A 13592-nucleotide genomic window follows, 5' to 3' on the forward strand; every position below is an offset into this window, starting at 1 on the left:
GGCCGGCCGTACAACCCGGTCGTCACCCTGAACGGCTGGTCGCTACCCTGGCGCATGAACAATGGCGTCAAGGAGTTCCACCTGATCGCCGAACCGGTAGTGCGCGAGATCGCCCCGGGCATGAAGGCCAACCTGTGGGGCTACAACGGCCAGAGCCCGGGCCCCACGATCGAGGTGGTCGAAGGCGACCGGGTGCGCATCTTTGTCACCAACCGCCTGCCCGAGCACACCAGCATCCACTGGCACGGCCAGCGCCTGCCCAACGGCATGGACGGCGTGACGGGACTGACCCAGCCCGGCATCCAGCCTGGCAAGACCTTTGTCTACGAATTCGTCGCGCGCCGGCCCGGCACCTTCATGTACCACCCGCACGCGGACGAGATGGTGCAGATGGCGATGGGCATGATGGGCTTCTGGGTCACGCACCCGAAGAACCCGGCCCAGCATCGGGTCGATCGCGATTTCGTGTTCCTGCTGAACGCCTACGACATCGAGCCGGGCAGCTATACGCCACGGGTCAACGAGATGCTCGACTTTAACCTGTGGACCTTCAACAGCCGCGCCTTCCCCGGCATCGACACCATGAACGTGCGCCAGGGCGACCGCGTGCGCATCCGCGCCGGCAACCTGACCATGACCAACCACCCGATCCACCTGCACGGGCACGAGTTCGAGGTCACCGGCACCGACGGCGGGTGGACCCGGCCCGAGTCGCGTTGGCCGGAGGTCACCACCGACATCGGCGTGGGCCAGATGCGCGCCATCGAGTTCATCGCCGATGAACCCGGCGACTGGGCCTTCCACTGCCACAAGTCGCACCACACCATGAACGCCATGGGCCACGACGTACCGAACCTGATCGGCGTCGACCACCGCGGCGTGGCCGAGAAGATCACGAAGCTCGTGCCCGACTACATGGTAATGGGCGAGAAAGGCGGCTCCATGGGCGACATGGAAATGCCGCTCCCGGAAAACACCCTGCCGATGATGACCGGCCAGGGTCCCTTCGGCGGCGTCGAGATGGGCGGCATGTTCACCGTGCTCAAGGTGCGCAAGGACCAGAAAGCGGGCGACTACAAGGACCCGGGCTGGTACAAGCACCCGGCCGGCACCGTCGCCTACGAATGGAAAGGCGAGCCTCCGGCCGCGGTACGCAACCAGGGCGCGGGTGGCCAGTCCATGCCGGCGAAGAAACCGGCGGACGCGGAAGTCACCGTCCGCAAACCGGGCGGCCACAAGGGCCATCATTGAATAATAACCCACGATAAAAGGAGAACCCCATGAACGCAATTCCAACACTGATGCTGGCAGCCGTCATGGCCGCCGCAACTTCGATGGCGGTGGCCCAGGACAGCGGGCACGCGCATCACGAACATGCCGCCCAAGGCGCGCCGGCCGCCGCCGAACTGGCGGACGGCGAGGTGAGGAAGATCGACAAGGACGCCGGCAAGATCACGCTGCGCCATGGCGAACTCAAAAACCTCAACATGTCCGCCATGACCATGGTGTTCCGGGTCAAGGACTCGGCCATGCTGGATGCGGTCAAGCCAGGCGACAAGGTCAGGTTCGCGGCCGAGCGCGTGGACGGCGCCATCACGATCGTCCAGCTCCAGGCGGCCCAGTGAACCGGGAGCCCGGCATGGAAACCACCTCCGTCCTGCGGGCTGCGGCGAGGGCCCTGGCCCTCGGTGCTGTCCTGTTCACCGTATCCCCGCTTACTCTGGCGGCAACGCCGAAAGAGACGCTCGAAGCCTTCCACCAGGCTCTCGCCAGCGGCGACAAGGCCAGGGCCCTCGCCCTGCTGTCGCCGGAAGTGGCGATCCACGAATCCGGCTATGTCGAGCGTTCGCGCGACGAGTACGCCAGCCACCATCTAGGCGGCGACATGGAGTTCGCCAGGACCACGAGCCGCAAGCTGCTGAAACAGACCGAGCGTATCGACGGCAACACGGCGGTCGTGTGGGAAGAAACCGAAACCACGGGCACGTCGCGCGGCAAGCCCGTGCACCTGTTCGGCACCGGCACGGCAGTCCTGGAGAAGAAGGGCGATGGCTGGGCCATCGTTCACGTGCACTGGTCCTCGCGCAAGGCAAAGTAAGAGCACTCCAAGCCAGCCATGCGCCTGCCCCGGCGGGCGCATGCTATCGTGCCCCTGCAATGTCGCAGGCCAGCAGGGACACGCATGCACCCGTCGAACATCGTCCTCCTCGAATTCCATCCCGAACGCGACGAGCTTTGCTACGGCAAGGAGCTGCGCGACGGCCTGTCGGTGGCCCTGCGCACCGGCAGCTCGCTGTGGGTCGCCAACGACGAATCGGTCAGCCTCGAACGACTCACCGTGTGCGCGGAAGACAGCACCGGAAAAAGCAGCTTAACGCGCGATCATCGCCAGTACGCACTGCACGATTTTTTCAATCTGCCGCTGCCGCCGCACGGCGACACCCCGAACGATATCAACGAAGCCGACATCGAAGGCCTGGCCTGCGATGGCAAATACCTGTGGATCGCCGGCTCGCACAGCCTGCGCCGCAAGCAGCCGAAGGACGGCGACGGCGTGAAAAAGGCGCAGAAGCGCCTGGCCACCATCAGCGCCGACGGCAACCGCTACCTGCTCGGGCGCATTCCCCTGGTCAAAGACGGCGACGGCTATACCCTGGCCCGTGAAACCACCCACAAGGACAAGCTGCGCAGCGCCGCCCTGCTGCGCGGCGACGAACACGGCAACGAACTGACGGCGCTGCTGCGCGAGGATGAACACCTCGGTCCCTTCCTCGCCATCCCCGGCAAGGATAACGGCTTCGACATCGAAGGCCTGGCGGTGGCCGGCAAGCACCTGCTGCTCGGCCTGCGCGGCCCGGTCTTGCGTGGCTGGGCGGTGGTGGTGGAAATCGCGCCGGTGGACGATGCCGAACCGGGACGCCTGCGGCTCGGGCCGGTGGACGACGAGGGCCGCCCCTACCGCAAGCACTTCCTCGACCTGCACGGTCTCGGCATCCGCGACCTGTGCGTGCAGGGCAAGGACATCCTGGTGCTGGCCGGACCCACCATGGACCTGGATGGCCCGGTGACCCTGTTGCGCTGGCGTGGCGGGGCCGAGCCGGGCAAGGACTGCGTGCTGGCGGCGCAGGAACTCGAAAAGGTGCTGGAACTGCCCTACGGCCACGGCGTCGACCATCCCGAGGGCATAGCGCTGTTCGCCGACGACAGGCAGGGTGGCGCAGCGCTCCTGGTGGTGCACGACGCGGCCTCGCCGAGCCGGCAGATCGGCGACAGCACCCTGGTGGCGGACGTGTTTACGCTGCCGCGCCGCGGTAAATAGCCGCGCGCCGCTTAATGCCGGTCACTTAAGGCCATCGCTCATCCGTAGGGTGGGCGGGTCTTCCGCCCACGCGGTCAAATCACAGTACTGCAGCCTGTGCGGCTGTTCATATCACAACTATCACCGCGTGGGCGGGCAAGCCGCCCACCCTACCATTCTCACTAACTGACCGGCATAAGCGCGCCGCTACCCTTTGTGCATAAGCTTCACGACATTATGCATATTTCATCCGCTTCGTGAGTTTTGTTGAATTTCGTGCCCCGGGCCCGGTGGTATTCTCGCCGCCTTGCTTTAGCTTGCACCCAATGACACCCAAGAACACCCTGCTGGCGCTGCTCGCGCTGATGTTTGCCTGCGGCCTCACCCAGGCCATGTACGACGCCGCGCACATGCGCATGCCTTCCTGGTGGGCGATCCTGTCGGCCTTGCTGTCGAACTTCCTGCCTTTCTACTGGTACCGCCTCGACAGCGAAGCGCGCCGCTTCCGGCGCTCGCGCTGGATGAGTTCTGCCGTGGTCGCCGTCTCGCCGCTCGCCATTCCGCTCTACCTGCTGCGCAGCCGCCCGAAGGGCGCCCGCCTCGCTTCCCTGGCCCGCATGTCGGGATTCGTGCTGCTGATGCTGGGCGCCACCGTTGTCGGCGGCGTGGCCTTCTTTGCCATGCCCGGCTGAAGCGCGCGAGGCCTGCGCCCCATCCGCCGCGTTTTTGATAAGGTGGCCTCAACGCCGCGCGCCGCGCGGCCGCGGGGGATTCCCCGCCCTTTTCACGAATGGGAGAACAGCATGCGCAAGATGATCATGATGGCCATTGCAGGCCTGCTCTGGAAGAAGTTTGGCGGCAAGATGGCGCAACGTTACCCGATGGGCCGCGGCGGCTATCGCCGCTACTGACGCACGGACGGCCAAATGGCCGTCCCAAGCAGTCCACCTTGCAGTAGAATCGCTGGCTTTAAGGCAACTTTCGTATCACCACCTTAAGGCCGACGATGGAACACGCTCAGCAAGAACACCGCAACGAACTCCGGCGCGGGCTCAAGAACCGCCACATCCAGCTGATCGCCCTCGGCGGCGCCATCGGCACCGGGCTGTTCCTGGGCGTGGCCCAGACCATCCAGCAGGCCGGCCCATCCGCCCTGCTCGGCTACGCCATCGCCGGCCTGGTCGCCTTTCTGATCATGCGCCAGCTCGGCGAGATGATCGTCGACGAACCGGTCGCCGGTTCCTTCGGCTATTTCGCCACTAAATATGGCAGCCCGATGATCGGCTTCATCTCGGGCTGGAACTACTGGGTGATGTACATCCTCGTCAGCATGGCCGAGCTCTCGGCGCTCGGCATCTACGTCCAGTACTGGTTCCCCGAGATCCCGACCTGGATGTCGGCGCTGGCCTTCTTCTTCCTCGTCAACGCCTTCAGCCTGCTGAACGTGAAAGCCTTCGGCGAGCTCGAATTCTGGTTCGCGATTATCAAGGTGGCGGCCGTAGTCGGCATGATCGTGTTCGGCGTCTATCTCCTGGTCAGCGACACGGCCGGCCCGCAAGCCGGCGTGGCCAACCTGTGGCAGCACGGCGGCTTCTTCCCCTACGGCCTCACCGGCCTCGCGCTCTCGATGGCCGTGATCATGTTCTCCTTCGGCGGCCTCGAGATGATCGGCATCACCGCCGCCGAAGCGGACAATCCGGGTCGCACCATCCCGCGCGCGATCAACCAGGCCATCTGGCGCATCGCCATCTTCTATGTCGGCGCACTGGCCGTGCTCCTGATGCTCTACCCGTGGCAGAAGGTGGTCACGGGCGGCAGCCCCTTCGTCCTGATCTTCGCCGCGCTCGACAGCAATGTCGTGGCCAATGTCCTGAACCTGGTAGTGCTGACGGCCGCGCTGTCGGTCTACAACGGCTGCGTCTACGCCAACAGCCGCATGCTGTTCGGCCTGGCCGAACAGGGCAATGCCCCGCGCGCCCTGCTCAAGGTGTCGCGGCGCGGCGTGCCGCTGGCGGCGCTGGGTGTGTCCGCCATCGCAACCGGCATCTGCATCTGCATCAACTACTTCCTTCCGAAGGAAGCCTTCGGCATGCTGATGGGCCTGGCCGTGGCGGCACTGGTCATCAACTGGGGCATGGTGTGCTGGAGCCACCTGCGCTTTCGCCGCACCAAGGAGGCCGCCGGCCTGGCGACCGCCTTCCGCAGCCCGTTCTTCCCCTTCACCAACTACCTGTGCCTGGCCTTCCTGGCCGGCATCGTGGTGGTGATGTACCTGACGCCGGGCCTGCAGCTGTCGGTCTGGATGATTCCGGCCTGGCTCGCCCTGCTGGCGGTCGGCTACTTGCTCCGCCAGCGCAACGCGGCGGCGGTGGCGGGCGTGTTGGCCGTAGGCGAAGATTAGCGCGCGCGCCAACGGCGGTGCACTGGATTTAGTGCCGGGCTATTGCTACAGTATGCCGATGGGGCCGGTGTTGATCCGGCCCTCGATGTATTTACCGACCGTCATCACACCATCCACGCGCTGAAGGAAATGCCTTGAAGAAGATCGTCGCCAGTCTCGTCGCCCTCTCCCTGTTCTCCGCCGATGCAGTGTCCATCGCAGCGGCCCAGGACTATGCCAAGTACTCCGCCGAAGCCCTGGACAAGGAACTGGCCGCCATCGCCAGCGCGCGCCTGTCGGTGATGGTGCCGATGCGCGACGGCGTGGGACTGTCGACCGACATCTACCTGCCGAAGAATGCCACCGGCAGGCTGCCGGTCATCCTGTGGAAGACGCCCTACAACGAAGGCAAGCTGAAGGGCTCGACCCAGCGCTACGTGCTGGAGTCGGTCAAGCGCGGCTACGTCTTCGTCGTCCAGAACGAGCGCGGCCGTTACTTCTCGCAGGGCAAATGGGAAATCCTCGGCAACCCGCAGACCGATGGATACGACACCCTGTCCTGGATCGCGCAGCAAGCCTGGTCGAACGGCAAGGTCGGCACCCTCGGCTGCTCCTCGTCCGCGGAATGGCAGTTGGCCCTCGCCGGCCTGAACCATCCGGCGCACGCGGCCATGGTGCCGATGGCCTCGGGCGCCGGCATCGGCAAGGTCGGGCGCTTCCAGGAACAGGGCAACTGGTACACCGGCGGCGTGCCGCGCAACCTGTTCTTCGTCTGGCTCTACGGGGTCGACAATCCGCTGCGCGCCCAGCTGCCGGCGATCGCTAACGACAAGCTGCGCGCCCGCATCGAGGCCTACAACGACCTGAATCCGAGCAAGCCGCAAGTCGACTGGAACAAGCAGATCAAGCACCTGCCGGTCGACGGCTTGCTCAGCTCCCTGGGCGAACCCGCCGGCACCTTCGAACAGCTCATCAAGCGCACGCCAGGCGACCCGGCCTGGCGCCAGGGCGGCCTGTACCACGAAGGCATGGGCTGGGGCGTGCCGGCGCTGTGGTTCAACAGCTGGTACGACGTGTCGATCGGCCCGAACCTCGAGCTGTACAACCACGCGCGCGCGGCCGGCACCGACAAGGAAGCCAGCGCCAACCAGTACGTCGTGGTGGCGCCGAATACCCACTGCGCCTACGCCCGCCTGGGTCCGGACATGACGGTCGGCGAGCGCTCGATGGGCAACGCCAGCTTCGACGTCGACGGCGCCATCTACGGCTGGTTCGACCGCTGGCTCAAGGGCGATACCAAAGCCTTCCCGTCCACGACCGCGCATGTGCGCTACTTCGAGATGGGCGCCAACCGCTGGCAGAGCGCAGGCACCTGGCCGCCGGAGACGGCGAAACCGATGCGCCTCTACCTGCGCTCGGGCGGCCGCGCCAACTCCTTGTGGGGCGACGGACGCCTGAGCAGCGAAGCCCCAGGCGCGGGCGAGGCGGCGGACCGCTACCGCTACGATCCGATGAACCCGGTGCAGACCGTCGGCGGCGGCGACTGCTGCAATGGCGGCATCGTGGTGCCGGGCGCGTTCGACCAGCGTGCGGTCGAGGCGAGGAACGACGTGCTGGTCTACACCAGCGATCCGCTGCCCAAGCCGGTGAGCGTGGCCGGGTTCGTCGACGCCGTGCTGAAGGTCTCGTCCAACGCGAAGGACACCGACTTCGCCGTGAAGCTGGTCGACGTGGCACCGGACGGCATCGCCTGGATCATTGGCGACACCATCTTCCGCGCGCGCTACCGCAACGGGTTCGACAAGCCGGAAATGCTCGCGCCGGGCCAGGTCGTGACCATCCGCCCGACCCCGATCGCCACCGCCATCCAGTTCGGCGCCGGGCACCGGATCCGGGTCGAGGTGACGTCCTCGAACTTCCCGAAGTTCGTGCGCAACCTGAACACGGGCGGGCCGAACGAGAGCGAGAAGCAAGGCGTGGTTGCGGACAATGCCGTCCACCACGACGCGGCAAACCAGAGCTACATCGAACTGCCGGTGCTACGCTAGGTCCATGACCACCCGCCTCGCCTCCTGCACCTGCGGCCAGCTCACCGCGCAAGTAAGCGGTGAGCCGGTGCGCATCTCGATCTGCCACTGCCTGAACTGCCAGCGCCGCAGCGGTGGGCCGTTCGCGCAGAAGGCGCGCTTCCTGCGCGAGCAGGTACGCCTTGATGGGCGTTCGACCGAGTTCGTGCTGGCCGGCGACTCGGGCGCGCGCGCCCGCTTCCACTTCTGCCCCCAGTGCGGCGCCACGGTATGGTACGAGCCCGAGGCACTGCCGGAATACATCATGATCCCGGTCGGCGCCTTTGCCGACCCGGGCTTTCCCGCCCCGACGGTGTCGGTCTACGAGGAACGCATGCACGGCTGGGTGGTCCCGCCGCCGGACGCCGACCACTACCCTTGATGCCGGCTAACCGGCTGCCCCTAGCGCGGCCTCCGGTTCCGTCATCTCCTGCATCCGGCGCACGATGTCGGGAAAAGCCATCGGCCGCCCGAACAGCCAGCCCTGGGCATACTGCACGCCCTGCTTGCGCAGGAAGTCGGCTTGCGCCTGGCTTTCCACCCCTTCCGCGATCATGCGCAGCCCGAGGTCCTTGGCCATCCGGATGATGTGGCCGACCACCTGGCTGGTCGGCGCCCCGGTGCCGATCGCCTCGATGAAGCCGCGGTCGATCTTCAGGTAGTCGAGTTCCAGCGATTCCAGGTAGGACAGGCTCGAGTAGCCGGTGCCGAAGTCGTCGATCGCGAGGGCGAAGCCGTGGCGCCGCAGGACGCCCGAGGTCTCGCGCGCCACGACCGGGTCGAGCAGGCCGCGCTCGGTCACTTCGAGGATCAGGCTGGCCGGGCGCGCGCCCATGCGGCGCAGCGTGTCGTGCAGCTTCTCGACGAAACCCGGCGAATGGAAATCGGCCGGCGACACGTTGATCCCGATGTGGAAGCCCGGGTGCATCTCCAGGTAGAAACCCGTATCGCGACAGACCCGGTCCAGCACCTGGCGCGTCAGGCGCACGATCAGGCCGTTCTGTTCGGCGATCGGGATGAACAGGTCGGGCATGACGATCTCGCCGGTCGGCCGGCGCCAGCGCACCAGGGCCTCGACCCCGATCCAGGCGCCGCTATGCAGGTCGACCACCGGCTGGTATTCGAGGAACAGCTCCCGGCGCCGCAGCGCGGTCTTGACCGCCTGCGGCAGGGCCAGCTGCTGGCGCGCCAGGTACAGGATGGCCAGGGTGAGCGCGATCCCCGCAAGCAATCCTGCCGGCACCAGGCGCAGCGCCACATCGTGCGAACGTCCCTGCAGGTAATGCAGCGGCACCGCGGCGATCCCCGCTGCCCGATAGTTGGTGGAGCGCACCACCGCCACGATATGGCCGCCTTCCTCGAACACCACTTCAGGCGCGCCGCCCAGGCGTTGCAGCCAGCGCGGGTCGACCGGGCCGCGGGCGCTGATCGGCGCCGGAAAATCGAAGGACATCACGGCCAGCCCCACGTCCGGCTCGCTCTTGGCCGTGTCGATCGCCAGCTCCGAATGCAGGATGCCGGCAAAGCGCCCGAACTGGACCACCAGGAAGCGCTGCTGCGGCGCGAACGGAAAGCGCACCGCCCTGCGTACCAGTGCGCCAGACGCGCTCGTATAGTCCGGCGGACCGAGTTCGAGCACGGTTGCAGCGCCAACGATCGAGGAACACGGCATGCGGTTGCCCTCGACATAGCCGACCGCCTGGATATAGGTCGAGCCGAGGTCGATCTCGCGCATCTCGTCGATGCTGGCCGGCGAACACGGCGCCCGCGCATAACCTTCCAGCCGCGCGACGGCGGCCTCGACCTGGCGCCCTGTCTCATTGGCGCGCAGCACGACATCGCGGGCGTAACCTAGCGCATGGGCACTTTCCGCATTGAATGCCTGACGTTGCGACTCTTCGATGGCGAGCCAGATCGGCAGACCGATGCCGGCGATCGCCACCAGCAGCGTCAAGAGCATGACGGCAGTTTTTTTCATGTTCGCCTGCGAACGGGCATGAACGGGATGCTGCGCCAGTCCCATACTACAGACGCCGCGGCCGGCCCGCAAATCGCCGGCGTCCGCAGCATCCGGGGCCCTATGCTGCATAGCAATATGAAAATAGTTCGCCAGGGTCTTCGTGTGCGCGGCCGTAAGCCTTATCATGCTTGCCGCAAGTCACCTTACAAAGGGGAAGCGTTTATGAGTCAGAGTAAGCCTCTGTCGCTGCATGTACCGGAGCCTACCGGCCGCCCGGGATGCAAGACCGATTTTTCGTATCTGCAATTGAGTCCCGCCGGCGCCATCCGGCGCCCACCCGTCGATGTGGCGCCGCTCGACACGAGCGACATCGCAACCGGCCTGATCCGCGTCCTGGATGAGAACGGCGACGCCGTCGGCCCCTGGGCCCCGGAACCGGATCCCGAACTGCTGCGCTTCGGCCTGCGCACCATGATGAAAACGCGCATCTTTGACGCGCGCATGGTGATCGCCCAGCGCCAGAAGAAAATGTCCTTCTATATGCTGTCGCTCGGCGAAGAGGCCCTTGGCACCGCCCAGGCGCTCGCCCTGGAAGACGGCGACATGCACTTCCCGACCTACCGCCAGCAAAGCCTCCTGATCGCCAAGCAGGTGCCGCTGGTCGAGATGATCTGCCAGCTGCTGTCGAATGAAAAGGATCCACTCAAGGGCCGCCAGCTGCCGGTGATGTATTCGGTGCGCCGCGCCGGCTTCTTCACCATTTCCGGCAACCTCGCGACCCAGTACCCGCAAGCCGTGGGCTGGGCCATGGCCTCCGCCATCAAGGGCGACACGAAAATCGCCTCGGCCTGGATCGGCGACGGCGCGACTGCCGAATCCGACTTCTCCACCGCGCTCACCTTTGCCCACGTCTATCGCGCGCCGGTGATCCTCAACGTGGTGAACAACCAGTGGGCGATCTCGACCTTCCAGGCGATCGCCGGCGGCGAGAGCGTCACCTTTGCCACCCGCGGCATCGGCAGCGGCATCGCCTCGCTGCGCGTGGACGGCAATGACTTCCTGGCCGTGCTGTCGGCATCCAGGTGGGCGGCCGAACGGGCGCGTTCCAACCTGGGCCCGACCCTGATCGAATGGGTCACCTACCGCGCCGGCCCTCACTCCACCTCGGACGACCCGTCGCGCTACCGCCCGGCGGACGACTTCCAGCACTTCCCGCTGGGCGATCCTGTCGCCAGATTGCGCCAGTACCTGACCAAGCAGGGCTGGTGGTCGGATGAGGAGCACGAAAAGGTCCAGCTTGAGCTCGAAGCGGAAGTCCTCGCGGCCCAGAAAGAGGCCGAGTCCTACGGCATCCTGGGCGATGAGCGCGCCCCGAGCGCCGCCACGATGTTCGAGGACGTGTACAAGGAAATGCCGGAGCACCTGCGCCGGCAGCGCCAGGAACTGGGAGTCTGATGATGGCACGCGATGATCAAACGAAGGACCAGGAGAAGGACAAGGACGCGGCCACCATGCCGATGACCATGATCCAGGCGCTGCGCTCGGCGATGGACGTGGTGATGGAACGCGACAGCAATGTCGTCGTCTACGGCCAGGACGTGGGCTATTTCGGCGGCGTGTTCCGCGTCACCGATGGCCTGCAAGCGAAATACGGCAAGTCGCGTGTATTCGATGCGCCGATTTCCGAAGGCGGCATCGTCGGCACCGCGGTGGGCATGGCGGCCTATGGCCTGCGTCCGGTGGTCGAGATCCAGTTTGCCGACTATTTTTATCCGGCGACCGACCAGATCGTGTCGGAAGCGGCGCGCCTGCGCTACCGCTCGGCCGGCGAATTCACGTCGTCGATGGTGATCCGCATGCCCTGCGGCGGCGGCATCTACGGCGGCCAGACCCACAGCCAGAGTCCGGAAGCCTTCTTCACCCACGTGTGCGGCCTGCGCACCGTGATGCCGTCGAACCCGTACGACGCCAAGGGCCTCTTGATCGCCTCGATCGAGAACGACGACCCGGTGATCTTCCTGGAGCCGAAGCGCCTGTACAACGGCCCCTTCGACGGCCACCACGACCGTCCGGTCGTGCCCTGGTCCGGTCACCCGCTGGGCAACGTGCCGACCGGTCACTACACGGTGGAGCTGGACAAGGCCAACATCGTCCGCCCCGGCAGCGACGTCACCGTTCTGGCCTACGGCACCATGGTGTGGGTCTCGGAAGCGGCAGCGCGCGAGAGCGGTGTCGACGCGGAAGTCATCGACCTGCGCAGCATCTGGCCGCTCGACCTCGACACCATCGTCGAGTCGGTGAAGAAGACCGGCCGCTGCGTGATCGTGCACGAAGCCACCCGTACCAGCGGCTTCGGCGCCGAACTGGCGGCCCTGGTGCAGGAGCACTGCTTCTACCAGCTGGAGGCGCCGATCGAACGCGTTACCGGTTGGGACACCCCCTATCCGCACGCGCAGGAATGGGCATACTTCCCGGGCCCGGACCGCGTCGCGGCGGCCCTGAAACGCACGATGGAGGGTCGCTGAACATGGGTATTCACGTTATCAAGATGCCGGACCTGGGCGAAGGGATCGCCGAGGTCGAGGTCGTCGCCTGGCACGTCAAGCCGGGCGACACGGTCAAGGAAGACCAGGTACTGGCCGACGTCATGACCGACAAGGCCACGGTCGAGATCCCGTCGCCGGTGGCCGGCACCATCACCAGCCTGGGCGGCGAAGTCGGCCAGGCCCTGGCCGTGGGCGCGGAGCTGATCCGCCTCGAGGTCGAAGGCGCCGGCAACTATTCAGGCGAGCAAGCCAGGCAGCAAAAAGAGCAGGCCAAGGCGCCCGCCGCGACGGCGCCGGCCGAAGAAGTCGGCGATCCGCAGCTGGAAGCGGTGGCGCAGGCAGAAGCCAAGCAAGGCGCGACGGCGAAAGCGGCTGCTCCAGCTGCTGCGCCGCCGCCGAAGGCGCCTGCTCCGCAGCAGCGCAGCTACCAGAACGGCCCCACGCCGATGCGCGCCGAAGGCGAAAAGCCGCTGGCCGCACCGGCCGTGCGCCAGCGTGCCTGGGACCTAGGCATCGAGCTGCAGTTCGTGCACGGCACCGGTCCGGCCGGCCGCATCACGCACGCCGACCTCGACGCCCACGTGGCCGGCCGCCGCGGTGGTGGCCAGGGCGGCGGCAGCGACAATCGCTACGCGAAGCGTGACGGCGAACACGCCGCGCCGGTGATCGGCCTGCGCCGCAAGATCGCCGAGAAGATGCAGGAGGCCAAGCGCCAGATCCCGCACTTCACCTATGTCGAAGAGATCGACGTCACCGAACTGGAGCTGCTGCGCGCCCAGCTCAACGCCAGGTACGGCGCCGAGCGCGGCAAGCTGACCTTCCTGCCGCTGCTGATGCGCGCCGTGGTGCTGGCGCTGCGCCAATATCCGATGATGAACGCGCGTTTCGATGACGCCAACAACATCCTGACCCAGTATGACCCGGTCCATCTGGGTATCGCGGCCCAGACCGACGCAGGGCTGATGGTGCCGGTGGTGCGCCATGCGGAAGCGCGCGACCCGTGGGACAGCGCGCAGGAAGTCGCGCGCCTGGCCGACGCGGCGCGCACCGGCAAGGCCACACGCGACGAGCTCACCGGGTCGACCATCACCATCACCAGCCTGGGACCGCTGGGCGGCATCGTCACCACCCCGGTGATCAACCGTCCGGAAGTCGCGATCATCGGCACCAACCGCATCGTCGACCGTCCGGTCATCAAGGACGGCGCGATGGTGGCGCGCAAGATGATGAATCTGTCGTCCTCGTTCGACCATCGGGTGATCGACGGCCAGGTGGCGGCGAAGTTCATCCAGGCGATCCGCGGCTACCTCGAAACCCCGGCCACCATCTTCGTGGAGTGAAG

12 protein-coding genes are annotated in these 13592 nt (G+C 66.4%); 11 read left to right on the top strand and 1 reads right to left on the bottom strand.

Going from position 1 to position 13592, the window contains the following annotated elements:
* The 8 genes from LK539_RS17890 to LK539_RS17925 all read left to right on the top strand — a co-directional run.
* On the top strand, positions 1–1251 hold a 1251-nt coding region (locus LK539_RS17890; RefSeq protein ID WP_227802416.1), incomplete at its 5' end, for a multicopper oxidase family protein.
* Between the two features lie 29 nt (positions 1252–1280).
* On the top strand, positions 1281–1625 hold the full coding sequence (locus LK539_RS17895) for a copper-binding protein (RefSeq protein WP_227802417.1): 345 nt from the start codon (positions 1281–1283) through the stop codon (positions 1623–1625).
* Positions 1626–1639: 14 nt separating this feature from the next.
* Positions 1640–2098 carry a DUF4440 domain-containing protein gene (locus LK539_RS17900; protein WP_227802418.1) on the top strand — a complete coding sequence of 153 codons (459 nt, stop codon included), beginning with the start codon at positions 1640–1642 and terminating at the stop codon, positions 2096–2098.
* Between the two features lie 84 nt (positions 2099–2182).
* Positions 2183–3319, top strand: a complete 1137-nt coding sequence (locus LK539_RS17905) for a DUF3616 domain-containing protein (RefSeq protein ID WP_227802419.1) — start codon at positions 2183–2185, stop codon at positions 3317–3319.
* A 305-nt stretch (positions 3320–3624) separates the two neighbouring features.
* On the top strand, positions 3625–3990 hold the full coding sequence (locus LK539_RS17910) for a hypothetical protein (protein WP_227802420.1): 366 nt from the start codon (positions 3625–3627) through the stop codon (positions 3988–3990).
* A gap of 314 nt (positions 3991–4304) precedes the next feature.
* Entirely contained in the window at positions 4305–5699 is a 1395-nt protein-coding gene (locus LK539_RS17915) for an amino acid permease (RefSeq protein ID WP_227802421.1), read from the top strand.
* 134 nt (positions 5700–5833) lie between these two features.
* Positions 5834–7726 (top strand): CocE/NonD family hydrolase, encoded by a 1893-nt coding sequence (locus LK539_RS17920; protein ID WP_227802422.1) that lies wholly within the window; start codon positions 5834–5836, stop codon positions 7724–7726.
* Positions 7727–7730: 4 nt separating this feature from the next.
* Entirely contained in the window at positions 7731–8126 is a 396-nt protein-coding gene (locus tag LK539_RS17925; RefSeq protein ID WP_227802423.1) for a GFA family protein, read from the top strand.
* Positions 8127–8132: 6 nt separating this feature from the next.
* On the opposite strand, the gene LK539_RS17930 is transcribed toward LK539_RS17925, so the two are convergent.
* Positions 8133–9722 carry an EAL domain-containing protein gene (locus LK539_RS17930; protein WP_227802424.1) on the bottom strand — a complete coding sequence of 530 codons (1590 nt, stop codon included), beginning with the start codon at positions 9720–9722 and terminating at the stop codon, positions 8133–8135.
* A gap of 204 nt (positions 9723–9926) precedes the next feature.
* Here LK539_RS17930 and LK539_RS17935 point away from each other — a divergent pair, with 204 nt between their 5' ends.
* The 3 genes from LK539_RS17935 to LK539_RS17945 are packed head-to-tail and all read left to right on the top strand — an operon-like array spanning position 9927 to position 13590.
* Positions 9927–11159, top strand: coding sequence for a 3-methyl-2-oxobutanoate dehydrogenase (2-methylpropanoyl-transferring) subunit alpha (locus tag LK539_RS17935; protein WP_227802425.1), 1233 nt, complete (start codon positions 9927–9929; stop codon positions 11157–11159).
* Positions 11160–11161: 2 nt separating this feature from the next.
* Positions 11162–12229 (top strand): alpha-ketoacid dehydrogenase subunit beta, encoded by a 1068-nt coding sequence (locus tag LK539_RS17940; protein WP_373889564.1) that lies wholly within the window; start codon positions 11162–11164, stop codon positions 12227–12229.
* Positions 12230–12231: 2 nt separating this feature from the next.
* The gene (locus LK539_RS17945; protein ID WP_227802426.1) at positions 12232–13590 is read left to right on the top strand and encodes a dihydrolipoamide acetyltransferase family protein; all 1359 of its coding nucleotides are present in this window, start codon (positions 12232–12234) and stop codon (positions 13588–13590) included.
* The last annotated feature ends 2 nt before the right edge of the window (positions 13591–13592 follow it).

It is taken from the genome of Massilia sp. IC2-476 (assembly GCF_020707295.1).
In the GTDB taxonomy this organism is placed as follows: domain Bacteria; phylum Pseudomonadota; class Gammaproteobacteria; order Burkholderiales; family Burkholderiaceae_D; genus Telluria.